Genomic DNA, 18174 nt, shown 5'->3' with positions numbered 1-18174 from the left:
GAAGGCAGGCCAAGTATGTGTTATTTCTGTAATCCGGCAGCTATGATTAGCCCTATAACAACGATATGAGCCAGGGATATTGAGGTAAACACTGTGAGCGACGCATCCCCAGACACACTGATCCAGGCACTGCAAACCCCCGAACTGTTTGACCACCCGGTGAGTGACTTTCGGGTGATCGAAACCCATATCTCACAGGTTCTCCTGACGGGCGACTACGCCTACAAGATCAAGAAGCCCATGGATTTCGGCTTCCTGGACTTTTCCACCCTCGAGCGTCGTAAGCATTTTTGCGAAGAAGAACTCAGGCTCAACCGCCGTCTGGCGGAGCCCCTGTATCTGGAAGTTCTGCCCATCACCGGAACACCACAGAACCCTGCGATTGGTGGTGATGGAGAAGCCTTCGAGTACGCCATAAAAATGCGCCAGTTTGACCAGGACCAGCTCCTCGATGGCCTGCAGGAACAGGGCAAGCTGACGCCGGAGTTACTAACCGAACTGGCCATACAGGTGGCCGAATTCCACGAAAGCATTCCCCAGGTACCAGCCGACAAACCACTCGGCACGCCGGAAGCGGTATACGCCGCCATGCAGGAAAACTTTGACCAGATCCGCCCGATGATTGACGACAAGGCCCTGCTGGCGCAGCTGGATAACCTGGAAGATTGGACCCGGATCACCTTTGAGCATCACCGGGAACAACTGGCCGAGCGCCGGGAAAAAGGCCTGATTCGCGAGTGCCACGGCGACCTGCACCTTGCCAATATCACGCTGTTCGACGGCAGGGTCACGGTATTCGACTGCATCGAATTCAACGAGCCCTTCCGCTGGATCGATGTAATTAATGATCTGGCGTTCCTGCTGATGGATCTCGAATCCCGCAACGAATACGCCCTGGCCAACCGGGTGCTCAACACCTACCTCGAATACCGGGACGACTTTGACGCCCTGCCACTGCTACCTCTGTACAAGGCCTACCGGGCCCTGGTGCGCGCCAAGATCGCCCTGTTCACCATGGCCAACCCGTCCCTGAGCGAGGATGACAAAGCAGCCCTGATGCAGCGCTACCGAGCGTATGCCCAACTGGCCGAGGAATACAGCGTCATCCCCACCCCGTACCTGCTGGCGAGCACAGGATTATCCGCCAGTGGCAAGTCGCTGGTTTGCGCGACCATGGCCGGCGAACTTGAACTGATTCGGCTTCGCTCAGACGTCGAGCGCAAACGCATCCACGGAATGGGGCCGCTCGACGACAGCAAATCCAGCGTCGGCGGCAACCTGTACACCCCGGAAGCCACGGAGAAAACCTACCAACGGCTGGTGGATGTCGCCCGGGAGCTTCTGGCGGCGGGCATGCCGGTCGTCATTGATGCGGCGAACCTGAAGGAACGGGAGCGCACCCTGTTTGCCGATCTGGCGGAAGAACAGGCGGTACCCTTCGCCCTGCTGCACTGCGAAGCCCCCGAGGAACTGCGCCGGGAGTGGATTCGCAAGCGTTACAACGATGCCTCCGAGGCCACTGAGGATCTGCTGGACGACCAGAAGTCCTGGTATGAACCGCTTACCGCCGAAGAGCGCAGTCACACGATCCATCTGCACACGGAACAGGAGCATGTGGCCGAAGCCGTCGCGGACCGTATCCGCCAGCACTTTGGCTTTGCACCTCATTAACCGGGGCAGAGCTGACCGGAACGCAACGGACCAACTGACATGAGCACACCGTCGACGCCTGACTGGCAAACCGTTTGCGATCTGAACGATCTTCAGCCGGGCCAGTTTCTGGAATTCCGGATTCAACAGCCAATCCGCGACCCGGGAGACATGCCGCTCACCGGCTTTGCCTTCCTGGAGGGTGACGAGCCGCTCGCCTACCTCAATCAGTGCCCGCACCTGGGCGTTGAACTGAACTGGATGCCGGGCCGGTTTATGGACTCAGGCAACCTGTTCATTCAGTGCGCCACCCACGGCGCTCTGTTCAAGCCGGGCACCGGTGAATGCATCACCGGCCCCTGCATGGGCGAATACCTGATCCCCCTGGATGTCCGCATCGAAAGCGGCGAAATCCAGATCAGGGCTCCACGCTAACGGGCACGGCCTCAACCAGGGCCAGGCTGCCGGAAGGCTCGCCCCGTTCATCTGCCAGCTCAGCCCGGTAAGCAAGCACTTCCACACCCGCCTCAATGGCTTCCCGCAGCAGGGCTCCGTACGCTGGATCAATGTGGTCGGCCGGCTGGACCGTTTCGACCCCGGTGTGATTGACCACAAACAGCAGTACCGCCCGATCGCCCTGCTCAACCTGCACCATCAGCTCTCGCAGGTGCTTCTGCCCCCGGGTGGTCACCGCGTCCGGGAAATACCCCTTGCCACCCTCGGCCAGGGTCACGTTCTTGACTTCCACCCAGGCATCCGCCCGATCCGTGTGCCCCGACAACAGCAGGTCGATCCGGCTGTTTTCCGCGCCGTACTTGACCTCGGAACGGCAGGACGCGTAACCGGCCAGCTCCGCAACGCCACCGGCCTCCACAGCGGCCCTGGCCTGGGCATTGGCCCGGGCCGTGTTAATGCAGGCCAATTGGCCCGGCGCCACTTCCACCAACTCCCAGGTGTATTGAAGCTTACGCTTGGGGTTATCGCTATGGGTCAGCCAGACCCGGGCATCCTCAGGCTGACACCCCAGCATGGACCCGGTATTCGGGCAATGGGCGGTAATTTCCGTGCCGTCGGGCAGCCGGACATCCGCCAGGAAACGCTTGTATCGACGCAGCAAGTTCCCCTGAATCAAGGGATCTGAAAACTTCATGTGACCTCCGTACAAAAGTCCTCACAACAAGGCTGGCACGCCTGTGACTAATCTGCTATTTTCCGCAAATTCCTGTTTCAGGACGACCCGTTCGCCCAATTTGCAGCTAACACGTGACAGGTTGCTGCAGCCAAGGCAGGCAGGGCGTTCTTGAAGAAGTACAAACAAGAGGCCGGTTCAATGGCAAACACAGCAGAACAACAACGCGAGAGATTCACCAATTTCACCCCCTATGAAATGAAGAAGGGTGAAGAATACATGAGCGACGACATGTTGCAGCACTTCAAGGGCCTGCTGCTTCAGTGGAAACAGGAGCTCATGGAAGAAGTCGATCGCACCATGCACCACATGCAGGAAGACGCGGCAAACTACGCAGATCCCAGCGACCGTGCAACCCAGGAAGAAGAATTCAGCCTGGAGCTACGCACCCGTGATCGCGAGCGCAAGCTGATCAAGAAAATCGACAAGACCATCGATCGTATCGACAAGGACGACTATGGCTTCTGCGACCAGTGCGGCGTTGAGATCGGCACCCGTCGACTCGAAGCCCGCCCGACGGCGACCCTGTGCATTGATTGCAAAACCCTGGCCGAAATCCGGGAAAAGCAGACTGGCATCTAAGCCTTATCGACTGTCAGCAGCCGCGACGGCCTGGTCACAGGCCGGCGGCTGATTACCATGACCACTCCAGTTTATCGCGGCCGTTTTGCGCCATCCCCCACCGGCCCGCTGCATTTCGGCTCCCTTGTCACCGCCCTTGCCAGCTATCTCGAAGCCCGCGTAAAAAAGGGTTGTTGGCTGGTGCGCATCGAAGATCTGGATCCGCTGCGAGAACCACCGGAAGCGACCGGCCAGATCCTGACAAGCCTGAACGCCCACGGCCTGATTCCCGACGAACCCATTCGTTATCAATCCCGGCGGCATGACGCCTACCAGGCCAGTATCGACCGACTCCTCAAATCCGGCCGCGCCTACCGCTGCGCCTGCTCCCGCAAACAGCTCAAAGCAAATGACGGCCGTCATCCGGCGCAGTGCCGGGAGATGAGCGCCGTTGAAGAGGGGGAAGCCCATGCCATTCGCTTCGCTCTGGAAAACGAATTCAGCCGATGGGAGGACCACCTGCTCGGCCCACAGGAGCAAACCGTAACCGCTGAACTGGATGATCCGGTGTTGTTGCGCAAGGAGGGGTTCTTCGCCTACCAGCTTGCGGTTGTGGTGGACGATATCGACCAGGGCATTACCGATGTGGTCCGCGGCTCGGACCTGCTGGACATGACCGCCCAGCAACAACAGATCTATCGCGCCCTGAATACGTCGCCCCCTAACTGGCTCCACATCCCGGTGATACTTAATGAACAGGGCCAGAAGCTCAGCAAGCAGACCCATGCCCCTGCCCTGGACGATGATCGGGCGGCGCGAAATCTGTTCGAGGCGCTTCAGGCGCTCGGGCAGATGCCGCCCCCGCAACTGGCCCATGCCAGTCCAGCCGACATCCTAGAATGGGGCATCGTGCACTGGCACAGACAGGCAGCCCACCTGACATCCGGCTAAGTGCATGGTATAACCGGGTTTTACCATTCACCCCGGATAACGCGTCCGATGTATATCTATCGCCTGGTCTTCCTGCTGGTGCTGGCCATCTACATTTTTTCGCCCAACATCCTGGACTGGTGGACCGAGCCCGGTAACGCCTGGTATACCCCCTACGTCATCTGGGCTGGCCTGATTGCCATCGGATTCTGGCTGGAATGGCGGCGAGACCCCAATGAGTTTTAGCGCGCCGACCCTCCTGTCCGCCAGTCTGCTTTATCTGCTTCTGCTTTTCGGCATTGCCTGGGTTACTGAACGGGGCACCTTTCCCCGTTACTGGGTCCGTCACCCGCTCATCTATACCCTCAGCCTCGGTGTCTACGCCGGCATTTGGGCCGTATACGCTGCGGTCGGGGTGGCAGCGGACACCGGCTATGGCTTCCTGGCCTATTATCTGGGCATCAGCGGTGCCTTCCTGCTGGCACCGGTGCTGCTCAATCCGGTCATGCGGATTGGCCGTGCCTATCAGCTGACCTCCCTCGCCGACCTGTTCGCCTACCGCTATCGAAGCCAGTGGGCCGGCACTCTGGTTACCCTCTGCTCCGGTGCCGCCATTCTGGCCCTGCTCAGCATGCAGATTCAGGCGGTCAGCAGTTCTGCGGCACTGCTCGCGCCGGACACATCTACCAACCTGATCAGCGTGATGTTCAGTATCACCGTGGTCCTGTTTGCCATGCTGTTCGGCACCCGCCGGGATCAGACCTCCGAAAATCATCAGGGCCTGGTACTGGCCATTGCCTTCGACTCACTGGTCAAACTGGTGGCACTGCTGACCTTGGGCTGTGTCGTTTTGTTCAGCGTATTTGGCGGCATGGAGGGCCTGGATACCTGGCTCATCAACCACGACTCACCAGCGACGACCATGACCCTCAGCGTCGACGATGGCAGCTGGCGTGCACTCATGCTGATGGCCTTTGCGGGCGCATTGGTGCTGCCTCACATGTACCACATGACTTTCAGTGAGAACCCATCCCCCCGGGCGCTCGCCAAGGCCAGCTGGGGCCTTCCCCTCTACCTTCTGCTCCTGGGGCTGCCGGTACCGCTCATCCTCTGGGGTGGCCAGGCTCTGGAAGTCACCACCCCGCCCAGCTTTTATGTACTGGGCATTGCCCAGGCCCTGGACAGCCCAGCCCTCACCCTGCTGATGTACATTGCCGGCCTGTCCGCCGCCAGCGGCCTGATGATTGTCAGCACCCTGGCCCTGGCGGGCATGGTGCTCAACCACATCATCCTGCCGCTGAAGACACCCCGGGAACAGGGGGACATCTATCGCTGGCTGAGGTGGATCCGGCGTTTCCTGATCGCCATCATCATTTTCATGGCCCTGCTATTCCACGAGAGTTTCGGCAAATACCTTGACCTTTCGATACTCGGGATCCTGTCGCTGTCGGGCATGCTGCAACTCCTGCCCGGGGCACTGGGCGTCATCTACTGGCCCGAAGGCAACCGGCGTGGTCTGATTGCTGGCCTGATGCTGGGACTGACCATCTGGATCATCACGCTGGTCCTGCCCTTTGCCCATAACACCAACCTGCTGGCGTTACTGGACGCCCCTCTGGTACCCGGTGACAACACCTGGCACATCTTCACCTTCATCAGCCTGACGGCCAATGTCGCCCTGTTTGCCGTGGTCTCCATCCTGAGCACCAGCAGCAGCGAGGAGACCAGCGCGGCCCAGGCATGCTCGGTCGGCGCCCTTTCCCGTCCCCAGCGCCGGGAACTGCTGGCAACATCATCGGCGGACTTTGCCCGTCAACTTTCGGAGCCGCTGGGCTTTGGCGTCGCCAAACGCGAGGTCGAACGAGCCCTGTCCCAATTGAAACTTCCGGAGATCGAATACCGCCCCTATCAGCTAAGGCGATTGCGGGACCAGATTGAGATCAACCTGTCTGGCCTGCTCGGCCCCACCGTGGCGAGGGACATGGTGCAGCGGCATCTGGGTTTCAAACCCATGGCCCGGGGCGGAACAGCCCAGGACATCCGGTATGTCGAGCGGGCACTGGGCGAATACCAGAACCGCCTGACCGGCCTGGCCGGGGAACTGGACAACCTGCGCCGCCACTACCGGCAAACCCTGCAAAACCTGCCCATTCCGGCCTGCTCGGTGGGTGAAGACGGTGAAATCCTGATGTGGAACCACGCCATCGAAAGCCTGACCGGGATCACGGCCGACGATGTGGTAGGCGCCAAACTGATGACCCTGCCCGAGCACTGGCACCATCTGCTGGACGACTTCAACCGGGGTGAGGAACTGCACCGCTACAAACACCGACTCGACCTTCGCGGTAAACCTCATTGGCTTAACCTGCACAAGGCCGCTCTGAGCGGCCCCGATCACCCGGAAGGTGGAAGTATCATTCTGGTGGAAGACCAGACCGAGACCCGCCTGTTGGAAGACGAACTGATGCACAGCGAACGACTGGCGTCGGTGGGTCGGCTAGCGGCGGGCGTAGCGCACGAAATTGGCAACCCGGTAACCGGAATTTCCTCTCTGGCGCAAAATCTGAAGCTGGAGACCGACAACCCGGAGATTCTGGACACCGCCAATCAGATTCAACAACAAACGCGCCGGATCTCCACCATCCTGCAATCACTGATGAACTTTGCCCGCACCGGCAACCACGCTCAGGCCAACCGGTACGAGCCAGTCAATATCCACCGGTGCGTGGACGAATCAATCAACCTGCTTTCGCTGAGCGACAAGGATGGCCATATCCGCTTTATCAACGAACTCCCCGAGGAGTTGCGGGTACTGGGCGATGAACAGCGACTCGTACAGGTATTCGTCAACCTTCTGGCCAACGCCCGGGATGCCTCGCCGGAAGGCAGTACCATAAGGGTCAGTGGAAACGGCGACGGCTACTCCGCTATCATCGAGGTTATCGATGAAGGTAGCGGAATCCCCGAGGATCAGCTGGACCATATCTTTGAGCCCTTCTACACCACCAAGGCTCCGAATAAAGGTACTGGTCTGGGCCTCTCGCTGGTGTACAGCATCGTCGAAGAGCACTATGGCAACATCCAGGTCGAGAGTCCTGTCGATCAGATAACAGGACAGGGAACCTGCGTGCGAGTCAGACTGCCAGCTTACGAAGCGGACTCCAGCCACCACCGCATCAGCCAGAACGAAGGGTCCTAATTCAGACTATGCCTCGCATCCTGATAGTAGAAGACGAAGACATCATCCGCTCAGCGGTTCGCAAACTCCTGCAGCATGCGGGCTACGAAGTGGCTGATGCCGGATCTGTGGAAGAGGCAGAGACTCTTGAACCAGATCAGTTTGACCTGATCATTTCCGATCTCCGCCTGCCCGGCGCTGCCGGAACCGAGCTGATCAACCTGGCGCCGGACACACCGGTGCTGATCATGACCAGCTACGCCAGCCTGCGGTCGGCTGTGGACTCCATGAAGATGGGCGCGGTGGAGTACATCGCCAAACCCTTCGACCACGACGAAATGCTGGCTGCGGTTGAAAACATCCTCGCCCAGAATCCGGCGGAGGCCCGACCAACATCCAAAGGATCGAATGAAAACCAGGAAGAACAGCGTGACCCTGCTGGCATCATGTTTGGGCAATGCGACCCTATGCAGCGGGTGTTTACCCTGATTCGAAAGGTGGCACCCACAGAGACCACTGTCCTGATTCACGGCGAATCCGGCACCGGAAAGGAACTGGCCGCACGGGCGCTGCATGTGTTGAGCCCAAGGGCGTCCAAACCTCTGATTTCGGTCAACTGCGCCGCCATCCCCGAGAGCCTGATCGAGTCGGAACTGTTCGGCCATGAGAAAGGCGCCTTCACCGGAGCAGTGTCCGCACGCACCGGACTGATTGAAGCGGCAGACGGCGGCAGCCTGTTCCTGGACGAAATCGGCGAACTGCCGGCAGAAGCTCAGGCACGTCTGCTGCGAGTGCTTCAGGAAAGCGAGATCCGCAAGGTCGGCTCCACCCAGAGCCGGAAGGTGAATGTGCGGATGATCGCGGCCACTCATCGAAACCTCAAGGCCATGACCAGCACCGGCGAGTTCCGTGAGGATCTGTATTATCGACTGAACGTCATGCAGATCCGCATTCCGCCCCTTCGTGAACGCAAGAGCGATATTCTAGGCTTGGCCAAGCGCTTCCTGAACCGGCAGGCTGAGAAGATGGGCAAGCCCTACTTGAATCTGAGCCCCCAGGCGATGCAAACGCTGGAGCGCCACCGCTGGCCGGGCAACGTGCGGGAACTGGAGAACGCCATTGAGCGCGCCACCATTCTGTGCGAAGGCGACGTTATCACGCCGGATCTGCTGGACCTTGAACTGGAATTCGGTGATGAACAAATCCCTGAAAGCCTGGTCTCCGGCAATAATGTACAGCCCCGTTCAACGGACAACGACAACAGCAGCGACCTGTCCCTGGAAGATTACTTTCAGCACTTTGTTCTGGAAAACCAGGACCGGATGAGTGAGACCGAATTGGCCCAGAAACTGGGCATCAGTCGAAAATCCCTCTGGGAGCGGCGCCAGCGCCTTGGCATTCCCAGAAAAAAGACATCCGGCAGTTGAACAATCACATAACGGAGGCCCGCTCCCTCTCAAACTGTGAACATTAACTCATTTGTTACCTCGATGTTCCCCACGGTAACACCCCTCCCTAGCAGAAACGCGAATCCGGTAACACATAGGACAGGAACTAGGTAACACTACCTACCACAAAAAAAACAAATCATTGTTATATAAGGATTTTAAAAAACTGGCACGCACCCTGCTCTATCAAGAGCGCACAACAACAAAAACAAGATCGGATGTGCAGCAGCCAAACAAAAACAAAAAAGCTGCCAGAAAGCGTTCATCAACAAAAACAAAAAAAGAACGCGAGCGAACTGAGTGTTTTGGGTGCTTGGCTTTTTAGTGGTCCCACAGCATGTGCGAGTTGTAGATGTAGAGAAGAATCGTCCAAGAGGCGACGCTACAGCTACCTCAGACCTGCACAATGTTTCTGACCACTCAGTGTATTCAAAGCTTTCCGTTTGCTGGTATTTATCCTCTGGTTGAGGATAAGCAAAAGGGGTAAAAAAAGAATAATCCCGTTAACAACAAGAACAACGCAGATCGTCAACGCTTTCGAGGCGGATTCGTGAAAACGGATCCGCCTTTTGATTATCTGGCACCCCGTTTTTCCCCGCCCCGACCAGACATGGGAAAATCCCTCCCAAACCGTTACACTTGCGCCTCGGCAAAACGCAACCACGGATTTCAATGCCTAGAAAACTCGTTGACAAGCTCCGTTCACTGATCCCCAGCAACGGAAAAAAGAAAGCGCGAAAATATCAGCGCAGGGAAGTTCCCCGCGACCAGCACAATGTGTCCCGATCGGTCATCAGCGAACCCGCCAAAAAGGTTCTGCACAGACTGAACAAATCGGGTTACGAGGCCTACCTGGTGGGCGGCGGCGTGCGCGACATTCTGCTCGGCGGCAAGCCGAAAGACTTTGATATCGCCACCAACGCCACTCCCGAAGAGGTCCACGGCCTGTTCCGTAATTCCCGGCTGATCGGCCGGCGATTCCGCATTGTGCATGTGGTTTTTGGCCGGGAAATCATCGAGGTAACCACGTTCCGCGGCAACGCTGATTCAGTCGATCAGGATACCGCGCCCCGGGATGCCCGCCAGACCAGCGAGCACGGCCTGCTGCTGCGGGATAACGTTTATGGTTCCCAGGAGGAAGATGCCCTGCGCCGGGATTTCACGGTGAATGCGCTCTACTACTGCATCCGTGACTTCAGCGTGATTGATTTTGCTGGCGGTATCGAAGACCTGCAGAATCGTCAGCTCCGACTGATCGGAGACCCCGACACCCGCTACCGGGAAGATCCGGTACGGATGCTGCGGGCCATCCGCTTCGCCGCCAAGCTGGGTTTCGACATCGAGCCGGAAACGGAGGCACCGATTCGCGAGCTGGCCCCATTACTGTCCCATATACCGTCTGCACGGCTGTTTGATGAAGTGCTGAAGCTGTTCTCGGCCGGACATGGCGAAGCAACCTACGACTTACTCAGTCGCTACAACCTGCTCGCACCTTTGTTTCCGGAAACCGTCAGAGCCCTTGAAGGTGGCGCTTCTGACGAACTGATTCGAAAGGCCCTGCGCAATACCGATGCGCGCATTGCCGAGGGCAAATCCGTAACCCCTTATTTCCTGTTTGCCGCCATGCTCTGGCCCGCACTGCAAGTGGAATGGGCACGCCGGCAGGATAACGGCGACCCTGTTCAACCTGCCCTGCACGGTGCCATTGGCAAAGTGATTGGCCGCCAGGTTCAGGCTACGTCGATCCCAAAGCGGTTCTCCGGTCCCATGAAAGAAATCTGGGAAATGCAGATGCGCCTGCCTCGCCGGCAGGGCAAGCGAGCCTTCGCCACGATGGCACACCCTCGCTTCCGTGCCGCTTACGATTTCCTGCTGGTGCGCGAAGCCGCCGGTGAGATCGAGCCGGGACTCGGCCAGTGGTGGACAGAGTTCCAGGAAGCCAACGATCGTGACCAGGAGCGCATGCTTTCCCAGTTGAGCAGCGATGCACCCAAGAAGCGTCGGCGCCGGCGCAAACCACCCGCACAAAAAAAGGCTTCCCAGTGAGCACGGATGCCTTTGTCGGGCTGGGCAGCAACCTCGAAGACCCCACTGGCCAGCTGGCACGTGCTGTGACGGAGCTGGCCAGCCTGCCAGATACCCTTCTGGTGGCCCAATCGCCATTTTACGCCAGCCGACCAGTCGGGCCTCAGGATCAGCCGGATTTCGTCAATGGCGCAGCCTGGCTGAAAACCTCTCTGTCTGCTCACATTTTGCTGGACCACTTGCAGAACATTGAGCACCAACACGGCCGCCAGAGAATCCGCCACTGGGGTCCGCGCACCCTGGATCTCGATCTGCTGCTGTTCGGGCAGAACCTGATCGATGATGCGAGGCTCACCGTGCCCCACAAGGAACTCCCCAACCGGGATTTCGCGCTCCAGCCGCTACTCGACCTGAATCCCGATCTCACCCTGCCGGACGGCCGTCCGCTGGCAGAGCTTCGCCGGCAATGTCCGGATAATTCCCTGCGCAAACTGCCACCGATCGACCGATCGCCCTTCGACAGTCGCTAGACGCCAGTCTGGGGGCATCACGGCGCTGCACCACGTTAGGTTCGTGTTACTATTGCCTCAGTTATACCCCGGAATTACCCTAGGCACTTCAAAGCCGGCGACCCCGGCGAAACTTCGGGCTCATCCACCCACAAGGCAAGGATTCTATGGCTGTTACCATCAACACCCTGCGTGAGTACAAACAAAAGGGCGAAGCCTTTTCCGTTCTGACCGCTTACGATGCCACTTTTGCCCAAGTGGTCAGCGAAGCCGGTGTCGATGTCATCCTGATCGGGGATTCACTCGGCATGGTTCTGCAGGGCAACGACAGCACGCTACCAGTGACCATGGAGCAGATGGAGTACCACACTCGCTGCGTCGCGCAAGGCAACCGTGGCGCCCTGATCATGGCCGATATGCCATTCATGACCTACGGCACCGTGGAATCCGCCCTGGAAAACGCCGCACAACTGATGCGGGCCGGTGCCCATCTGGTCAAGCTGGAGGGCACGGACTGGATGAAGGACACCATCCGCGCACTGAGTCAGCGCGGCGTTCCGGTATGCGCCCACCTGGGTCTGACCCCGCAGTTCGTCAACAAATTTGGCGGTTACAAGGTTCAGGGCCGTGACGAAAAAGCCGCAGAAATGATGATAGAGCATGCCTGCGAACTGGTCGCCGCCGGCGCCGACATTATTCTCCTTGAATGTGTGCCTGCACCTCTGGCAGCGCGTATCACTCAGGCGGTCAAGGCGCCGGTCATCGGCATCGGCGCGGGATCGGAAACCGACGGGCAGGTGCTGGTACTGCATGACATGCTCGGTATCACCCCCGGACGCAAGCCTCGCTTCGTAAAGAACTTCCTGGCCGAAGCAGGCTCTGTACACGAAGCCATTAGCACCTACGTTTCCGCCGTTCGCGATCGCACATTTCCTGCCGAGGAGCACACGTTCAAGGCATGAGAACTGTACATTCCTTAAAAGAACTCCGGACCATCCTCCGCGGTTACCGCCTGCAAGATAAAACCATCGGCCTGGTACCGACGATGGGCAACCTGCACGAGGGGCATATTTCTCTGGTTCGCAAAGCCTGCGAAGCCGCTGACGTGGTGGTTACCAGCATCTTCGTAAACCCGATGCAGTTCGGTGCCAGCGAAGATCTCGACAAATACCCGCGAACCCTCGCCGATGACCAGGAGAAACTGGAAGCGGCCGGTAATACGCTGGTGTTTGCTCCGTCAATCGACGAGGTCTACCCGGAAGGCCTGGCCAAACAGACCCAGGTCGTTGTGCCTGACGTCAGTGACGGCCACTGCGGTGGCAGTCGCCCCGGGCATTTCGAGGGAGTAGCGACGGTAGTAACCATCCTGTTCAACATGGTCCAGCCCGACATCGCCGTCTTTGGGGAAAAGGATTTTCAGCAACTGGCGGTCATCCGGAAGCTGGTTCAGGACCTATGCATCCCGGTTGAGGTCATAGGCGCGCCTACGGTCCGCGACGAAGACGGCCTGGCAAAGAGCTCCCGAAACAGCTATCTGTCCGAAGAAGAGAGACACATAGCGCCGGTTGTGTACCGCACGCTTGAAGATACGGCGCGAAAACTGGGTGATGGTCGGTCCGATTTCCCGGCACTGGAGAACGAGGCCAAAAACGCGTTGATTCAGGCCGGATTACGCCCCGATTACCTCAACATTGTGAACAGCGACACGCTGAAGCCCGCCACCAGTGAGGATACTAACCTTACCGTGTTGGCGGCTGCCTTCCTCGGCACCACCCGCCTGATTGACAACGTGACGATGACTCGAGGCGACCTGGCGAAAAGGAATTCATGATGCCCTCCACGTCCGCAGACCCGACCCAGACTCCCGAGTGGCGTACGCTTGAGCAGCACAGGGACCAGCTGCTCTCCCTGCCCATGAAGCAACTCTTCGAAAACGATCCAACCCGTGCTGACCGATATTTCATCGAGGCCGCCGGCCTGTCTCTGGATTTCTCCAAGAACCGGCTCAATGGCGACATCCTCGAAGGTCTGATGGCTCTTGCCCGCGTTTGCGGACTGGACGAACAGCGCTCCGCATTATTAAGCGGCGAACGGGTTAACAAGACCGAAGATCGCCCGGCCTTACACACAGCTCTGCGCAAACCCGCCGATCATTCGGTACTCGTTAATGGTCAGGATGTGGTGGCCGAGGTACATGCAACCCTGAACCGGATGGAGCGTTTTGTTTCCGGCATCGCCGAACACGCCATCGTCGGGTACAGCGGAAAAGCGTTCACCGACATTGTCAGCATTGGCATTGGCGGTTCTTACCTTGGTCCCAGGCTCGTGTGCGAAGCACTCAAGCCGTTCCAGCAGACCGGGATCCGCTGCCACTTTGTTGCCAACATCGATGGCACCGATATTTGCGAGACCCTGCAACAGGTCGATCCCGAAACCACCCTGTTCCTGATTCAGTCAAAATCTTTCCGAACCCGGGAAACACTGGAAAACAGCAAGGTCGCCCGCCAATGGTTCGTGGAGCAATGCGGCGACCATGACGCCGTTGCCCGGCATTTTATGGCGGTGACCGCCAACGTTGCCGCCGCCGAAGAGTTTGGGATCGACGAGAAACAGGTTTTTCCGATGTGGGATTGGGTAGGTGGCCGCTACTCACTGTGGTCCGCCATAGGCCTGCCCATTGCGCTGACGATTGGCATGGCCAACTTCCGGGCCCTGCTCGCCGGTGCCCATGCGATGGACGAACATTTCGCCGAAGCCCCGCTGGATCAGAATCTCCCAGTGGTTATGGCCATGCTGAGCATCTGGTACAACGACTTCTGGCAGGCCGGCACCCACGCCGTTATCCCCTATGACGAATACCTGCAGAGCTTGCCGGACTACCTCCAGCAGCTCGACATGGAAAGCAATGGCAAGGGCGTGACCGCGCAGGGTCAGCCAGTGAGCACCGACACCGGACCGGTGATCTGGGGCGGGACTGGCTCCAACGGCCAGCACGCATACCATCAGCTGATCCATCAGGGCACCCGGCTGATTCCGGTGGATTTCATTATTCCGCTCAAGACCCACAACCCGGTGGCCAGGCATCACGCGGACCTGTTTGCCAACTGCCTGAGCCAGTCCCAGGCCATGATGGCGGGCAAATCGCTGACCGAGGCTCGCTCCGAATTAGCCGATGAGGGCCTGAGCACGAGCGAGATAGACAGACTGGCACCCCACAAGGTGATTCCTGGCAACAAGCCCAGCAACACGCTGATTATGGAGAAAGTGACCCCAGAGACTCTGGGTGCGTTAATTGCGCTCTACGAACACAGGACCTTTGTGCAAGGGGCAATCTGGGGCATCAACTCGTTCGACCAGTGGGGCGTTGAACTGGGCAAGCAACTGGGCAAAAAGATTCTGCCGCAGCTGACGGGCGAACAGGACGTTCAGGCTGACAGTGACAGCTCAACCCACCACCTGATCCGGATGTTCCGTTCAGCGAACGACCTCTGACAACTGGCGTTCACGCCATGCAAAGCTGACTGGCCGAAGCTGCTGGCATCCATTGTAAGCCCGCCAGAGTTCGAGGTAGGTCTGGCCGCACGTCGGATGCAGCCGGTCCGGCGCAAGGTCGGCCAGAGGCTTTAACACAAAGGCATTTTTCAGGATCTCCGCACGGGGTAACTCCACACCATCTACGATCCCGACCTGTTCACCGTAAGTAAGGATATCCACATCCAGCGTCCTTTCTCCGGCACCTTCCTCACCGCGACGCCGGCCATGGGCATCTTCAAGTGCCTTTAAACGATCCGAAAGCTCCCCGACCGTCCAGTCCGCCTGAAAGGCCGCCACCATGTTCAGATAGGGCGCACCGACGCCCCCAACGGCGTCACTCTCATATACAGGCGAAAGGTCCAGGGCACCGAACCAGTCAGACAATGCGTCCAGGGCAACACCAAGATGCTGCTCGCGGTCGACATTACTGCCTATACCGACGAATACCCGGACGCCATCGCTCATCAGCGCTGTCCCCGTTCGATGCGCACGCCAACTGACTGTGCCGCAGGCACGGCACCGGGCTTTCTCAGAGTGAGCCGTAACCAGGAAATTCCGAACACCTCCTGAAGATCTCCAGCCAACACCTCAGCGCCACGCTCAAGCAACTGAGGTTTCAGCTCTCTCAGGCAGGCAACGACCCGCTCACTGACGGCCGCGTAATCAAGGGCATCGCTGACGTCGTCGGTCCGCCCGGGGAGTTGATTGTCCCAGGCCATCTCCAGATCCACGAGCAATCGCTGATCCACCCTCCGTTCCCAGTCATAGACCCCAACAACCGTCTCAACTTCCAGACCTTCGATCAGAACACTATCTGCCAAGAGAACTCCCGTGCTATTCCACTCTTTGCCAATTGAACCCCACATAACCAACGTTTACTGTTGAAACACTGATCAGGAATCAACCACTAGTTTCTCACACCCGAATAAAGACGTCTGTGTCCGAGAGTTTCCGATGATTGCACTCGAACCGCCCATTGTTACCGTTTTGCTGTGCGCAGCTGCCTACATCATGGGCTCGGTACTGTTTGCCCTGCCAGTGAGTCAGTGCTGGGGCCTGCCGGATCCGCGCGCCCAGGGTTCGGGCAACCCCGGTGCAACGAACATCTACCGGATTGGCGGTTGGCAGCCGGCAGTGGCAACGCTTGCTCTGGATGCTGCAAAAGGCTGGTTTCCGGTATGGCTGGCACACAACAGTGGGCTGTCAATCACGGCACAGGCCATGGTTGCCCTGTGCGCCGTGACCGGGCACATGATTCCGGTCTTCTATCGATTTAAGGGCGGAAAAGGTGTAGCTACTGCCCTTGGTGCCGGGTTGGCGCTGGCACCGGCCACCACACTGATAATGACGGCCATCTGGACAGTGGTGATGTGGCGGTGGCGCATTTCAGCACTGGCATCGCTTATCGCTGTTGTCAGCGGCCCGGCAATCAGCGCATTGGTAGAACCGGACACCCTGCCGCTGTTCGGCCTGCTGACGCTCCTGATCGTGGTGCGTCATCGCAACAACCTGATTCGGCTGGCACAGAATCGGGAGTCCGGACTCTAAAACGGACCAGCAGTCAGTCCACCAGACCGCTGGATCTCGGTTCGTCGATGGCAGGCAGAGCATTCATAGGCCAGCGGGGTACGGCAACAATCCGTTCTCCGTCCCGCTGTCCAGCGGCCAATCGCTGGGCACCGGCGTAGGCAATCATCGCCCCGTTATCTGTACAGAACTCCGGCCGGGCATAGAACACATGGGCATCATGCTTGCCGGCCATTTTTTCGAGCGAAGCTCTCAAGCGACGATTGGCACTGACGCCACCGGCGATAACCAGGCGATCGCATCCGGTCTGCTCGAGTGCCCGCCGGCATTTGATCATCAGCGTATCAACTACCGCAGACTCGAACGCCAGGGCAATATCGGCACGAGTCTGGTCCGACAACGTCCCTTCTTCTTTCTGGGCAGCATGTACCGTATTCAGGGTAAAGGTTTTGAGACCGCTGAAGCTGAAATCCAGCCCGGGGCGATCAGTCATCGGCCGGGGAAATTTGTAGCGTCCCGGCGTTCCCTGCTCGGCCAGTGCCGCAACCCGGGGCCCGCCGGGATAATCGAGCCCCAGCATCTTGGCGGCTTTGTCGAAGGCTTCTCCGGCTGCGTCATCAACTGACTCTCCGAGCATTTCGTAAGCCCCGATACCATCGACTCGCACAAGCTGGGTGTGGCCACCGGACACCAACAGCGCGACAAACGGAAACGCCGGCGGATTTTCTTCCAGCATGGGGGCCAGTAAATGCCCCTCCATATGGTGAACACCCAGAACAGGTATTCCCAAAGCAAACCCAAGAGCATGTGCAACGGAGCCGCCCACCATCAGAGCACCAATCAGGCCAGGCCCGGCGGTGTAGGCAATGCCTTCGATATCCCCCCGCGTCCGACCCGCGCGCTCAAGCACCTGGTCACACATGGGCAGGAGTTTACGAACATGGTCCCGGGACGCCAGTTCCGGCACAACGCCGCCGTAGTCCGCGTGCATATCAATCTGACTGAATAAGGCATGTGCGAGCAGACCATGTTCTGTGTCGTATAACGCCACACCTGTTTCGTCACAGGACGTCTCAATACCAAGGATCAGCATAAATATCCGGTGCCACCATCATCGACGGAGTTATCTGAGGGCGGTAAGTCTACCAGAAACCCGAAACGTACCGTCAGTTTCATCGAACAAACATTGACCTGAGCATGAGCCAAGCGCTATGATGGCCGCCCTAAAATACGCACTGGTCGAGTTTTAACCAATCTGACCAGGGATCGAGCCGACCAGGCAATGCCAGTCGGAGCAAACAAAACCGAATCTAATCAGGTAGGTGATTTTCGAATGCCAGCTGTCAAAGTGAAAGAGAATGAACCGTTTGACGTAGCACTGCGTCGCTTCAAGCGTTCTTGCGAAAAGGCGGGTGTCCTGTCCGAAGTACGTCGTCGTGAGCACTATGAAAAGCCGACTACTGTTCGCAAGCGCAAAGCAGCTGCTGCCGTTAAGCGTCATCTCAAGAAGCTTCAGCGGGAACAGCGCAAGTTCGAGCGTCTGTATTAATTTTTGACAGACCTCGCTTGACTGCAACTTGATCGATTGCCTGTTTGGCCTCAGGCTAAACAGTGCAATTTAAA

Annotated in this window: 18 protein-coding genes; 14 read left to right on the top strand and 4 right to left on the bottom strand. The window is 58.4% G+C overall.

The window, feature by feature from the left end; genetic code table 11:
- The first annotated feature begins 93 nt into the window (after positions 1-93).
- Together QVZ43_RS08705 and QVZ43_RS08700 are read left to right on the top strand one after the other, a co-directional pair.
- Positions 94-1671: a bifunctional aminoglycoside phosphotransferase/ATP-binding protein gene (locus QVZ43_RS08705; RefSeq protein WP_302909606.1), complete on the top strand. Its 1578-nt coding sequence runs from the start codon at positions 94-96 to the stop codon at positions 1669-1671.
- Between the two features lie 39 nt (positions 1672-1710).
- Positions 1711-2085: a Rieske (2Fe-2S) protein gene (locus tag QVZ43_RS08700; protein ID WP_223795914.1), complete on the top strand. Its 375-nt coding sequence runs from the start codon at positions 1711-1713 to the stop codon at positions 2083-2085.
- Here the strand turns inward: QVZ43_RS08700 and sfsA are convergent.
- Entirely contained in the window at positions 2069-2800 is a 732-nt protein-coding gene (gene sfsA, locus QVZ43_RS08695) for a DNA/RNA nuclease SfsA (protein WP_302909605.1), read from the bottom strand. The two genes, QVZ43_RS08700 and sfsA, sit on opposite strands and share 17 nt — an antisense overlap.
- 180 nt (positions 2801-2980) lie before the next feature.
- Here sfsA and dksA point away from each other — a divergent pair, with 180 nt between their 5' ends.
- The 10 genes from dksA to pgi all read left to right on the top strand — a co-directional run bounded on the left by dksA (position 2981) and on the right by pgi (position 14982).
- Entirely contained in the window at positions 2981-3421 is a 441-nt protein-coding gene (gene dksA, locus QVZ43_RS08690; protein ID WP_223795912.1) for an RNA polymerase-binding protein DksA, read from the top strand.
- Between the two features lie 57 nt (positions 3422-3478).
- Positions 3479-4351 carry a tRNA glutamyl-Q(34) synthetase GluQRS gene (gluQRS, locus tag QVZ43_RS08685; protein WP_302909604.1) on the top strand — a complete coding sequence of 291 codons (873 nt, stop codon included), beginning with the start codon at positions 3479-3481 and terminating at the stop codon, positions 4349-4351.
- Positions 4352-4399: 48 nt separating this feature from the next.
- Positions 4400-4576, top strand: a complete 177-nt coding sequence (locus QVZ43_RS08680; protein ID WP_223795910.1) for a hypothetical protein — start codon at positions 4400-4402, stop codon at positions 4574-4576.
- Entirely contained in the window at positions 4566-7529 is a 2964-nt protein-coding gene (locus tag QVZ43_RS08675; RefSeq protein ID WP_302909603.1) for an ATP-binding protein, read from the top strand. Before QVZ43_RS08680 ends, QVZ43_RS08675 begins: the two co-directional genes overlap by 11 nt.
- 8 nt (positions 7530-7537) lie before the next feature.
- Positions 7538-8935, top strand: coding sequence for a sigma-54-dependent transcriptional regulator (locus QVZ43_RS08670; RefSeq protein ID WP_302909602.1), 1398 nt, complete (start codon positions 7538-7540; stop codon positions 8933-8935).
- A 693-nt stretch (positions 8936-9628) separates the two neighbouring features.
- On the top strand, positions 9629-11002 hold the full coding sequence (gene pcnB / locus QVZ43_RS08665) for a polynucleotide adenylyltransferase PcnB (RefSeq protein ID WP_302909601.1): 1374 nt from the start codon (positions 9629-9631) through the stop codon (positions 11000-11002).
- Positions 10999-11511: a 2-amino-4-hydroxy-6-hydroxymethyldihydropteridine diphosphokinase gene (gene folK, locus QVZ43_RS08660; RefSeq protein ID WP_302909600.1), complete on the top strand. Its 513-nt coding sequence runs from the start codon at positions 10999-11001 to the stop codon at positions 11509-11511. The genes pcnB and folK (QVZ43_RS08660) overlap by 4 nt, the downstream gene beginning before the upstream one ends.
- A 146-nt stretch (positions 11512-11657) precedes the next feature.
- Entirely contained in the window at positions 11658-12452 is a 795-nt protein-coding gene (gene panB, locus QVZ43_RS08655) for a 3-methyl-2-oxobutanoate hydroxymethyltransferase (protein ID WP_223795905.1), read from the top strand.
- Positions 12449-13321: a pantoate--beta-alanine ligase gene (panC, locus tag QVZ43_RS08650; protein WP_302909599.1), complete on the top strand. Its 873-nt coding sequence runs from the start codon at positions 12449-12451 to the stop codon at positions 13319-13321. Before panB ends, panC begins: the two co-directional genes overlap by 4 nt.
- Positions 13321-14982: a glucose-6-phosphate isomerase gene (pgi, locus tag QVZ43_RS08645; RefSeq protein ID WP_302909598.1), complete on the top strand. Its 1662-nt coding sequence runs from the start codon at positions 13321-13323 to the stop codon at positions 14980-14982. The genes panC and pgi overlap by 1 nt, the downstream gene beginning before the upstream one ends.
- Here pgi and folK (QVZ43_RS08640) read toward each other — a convergent pair.
- Both folK (QVZ43_RS08640) and folB read right to left on the bottom strand, forming a co-directional pair.
- On the bottom strand, positions 14965-15489 hold the full coding sequence (folK, locus tag QVZ43_RS08640; RefSeq protein WP_302909597.1) for a 2-amino-4-hydroxy-6-hydroxymethyldihydropteridine diphosphokinase: 525 nt from the start codon (positions 15487-15489) through the stop codon (positions 14965-14967). The two genes, pgi and folK (QVZ43_RS08640), sit on opposite strands and share 18 nt — an antisense overlap.
- Positions 15489-15845, bottom strand: coding sequence for a dihydroneopterin aldolase (gene folB / locus QVZ43_RS08635; RefSeq protein WP_223795901.1), 357 nt, complete (start codon positions 15843-15845; stop codon positions 15489-15491). Before folB ends, folK (QVZ43_RS08640) begins: the two co-directional genes overlap by 1 nt.
- Before the next feature lie 133 nt (positions 15846-15978).
- Between folB and plsY the strand changes: the two genes are divergently transcribed.
- On the top strand, positions 15979-16572 hold the full coding sequence (gene plsY, locus QVZ43_RS08630; protein WP_302909596.1) for a glycerol-3-phosphate 1-O-acyltransferase PlsY: 594 nt from the start codon (positions 15979-15981) through the stop codon (positions 16570-16572).
- Between the two features lie 13 nt (positions 16573-16585).
- On the opposite strand, the gene tsaD is transcribed toward plsY, so the two are convergent.
- Positions 16586-17644 carry a tRNA (adenosine(37)-N6)-threonylcarbamoyltransferase complex transferase subunit TsaD gene (gene tsaD / locus QVZ43_RS08625; RefSeq protein WP_223795899.1) on the bottom strand — a complete coding sequence of 353 codons (1059 nt, stop codon included), beginning with the start codon at positions 17642-17644 and terminating at the stop codon, positions 16586-16588.
- Positions 17645-17884: 240 nt separating this feature from the next.
- Here tsaD and rpsU point away from each other — a divergent pair, with 240 nt between their 5' ends.
- The gene (gene rpsU, locus QVZ43_RS08620; RefSeq protein WP_223795898.1) at positions 17885-18100 is read left to right on the top strand and encodes a 30S ribosomal protein S21; all 216 of its coding nucleotides are present in this window, start codon (positions 17885-17887) and stop codon (positions 18098-18100) included.
- Positions 18101-18174: the final 74 nt, after the last annotated feature.

It is taken from the genome of Marinobacter suaedae (assembly GCF_030519635.1).
Taxonomy (GTDB): Bacteria; Pseudomonadota; Gammaproteobacteria; order Pseudomonadales; family Oleiphilaceae; genus Marinobacter; species Marinobacter suaedae.
Note: the sequence above shows the minus strand (reverse complement) of the source record. Positions and strands in the feature narration are given on the sequence as shown.

Bases quoted from the DNA above. Each gene is read 5' to 3' on its own strand.
- tsaD (WP_223795899.1), bottom strand. From the start codon at position 17,644: ATGCTGATCCTTGGTATTGAGACGTCCTGTGACGAAACAGGTGTGGCG.
- folK (WP_302909597.1), bottom strand. From the start codon at position 15,489: ATGAGCGATGGCGTCCGGGTATTCGTCGGTATAGGCAGTAATGTCGAC.
- QVZ43_RS08680 (WP_223795910.1), top strand. From the start codon at position 4,400: ATGTATATCTATCGCCTGGTCTTCCTGCTGGTGCTGGCCATCTACATT.
- pgi (WP_302909598.1), top strand. From the start codon at position 13,321: ATGCCCTCCACGTCCGCAGACCCGACCCAGACTCCCGAGTGGCGTACG.
- QVZ43_RS08675 (WP_302909603.1), top strand. From the start codon at position 4,566: ATGAGTTTTAGCGCGCCGACCCTCCTGTCCGCCAGTCTGCTTTATCTG.
- pcnB (WP_302909601.1), top strand. From the start codon at position 9,629: ATGCCTAGAAAACTCGTTGACAAGCTCCGTTCACTGATCCCCAGCAAC.
- panB (WP_223795905.1), top strand. From the start codon at position 11,658: ATGGCTGTTACCATCAACACCCTGCGTGAGTACAAACAAAAGGGCGAA.
- panC (WP_302909599.1), top strand. From the start codon at position 12,449: ATGAGAACTGTACATTCCTTAAAAGAACTCCGGACCATCCTCCGCGGT.
- QVZ43_RS08700 (WP_223795914.1), top strand. From the start codon at position 1,711: ATGAGCACACCGTCGACGCCTGACTGGCAAACCGTTTGCGATCTGAAC.
- QVZ43_RS08670 (WP_302909602.1), top strand. From the start codon at position 7,538: ATGCCTCGCATCCTGATAGTAGAAGACGAAGACATCATCCGCTCAGCG.
- gluQRS (WP_302909604.1), top strand. From the start codon at position 3,479: ATGACCACTCCAGTTTATCGCGGCCGTTTTGCGCCATCCCCCACCGGC.
- plsY (WP_302909596.1), top strand. From the start codon at position 15,979: ATGATTGCACTCGAACCGCCCATTGTTACCGTTTTGCTGTGCGCAGCT.
- dksA (WP_223795912.1), top strand. From the start codon at position 2,981: ATGGCAAACACAGCAGAACAACAACGCGAGAGATTCACCAATTTCACC.
- sfsA (WP_302909605.1), bottom strand. From the start codon at position 2,800: ATGAAGTTTTCAGATCCCTTGATTCAGGGGAACTTGCTGCGTCGATAC.
- rpsU (WP_223795898.1), top strand. From the start codon at position 17,885: ATGCCAGCTGTCAAAGTGAAAGAGAATGAACCGTTTGACGTAGCACTG.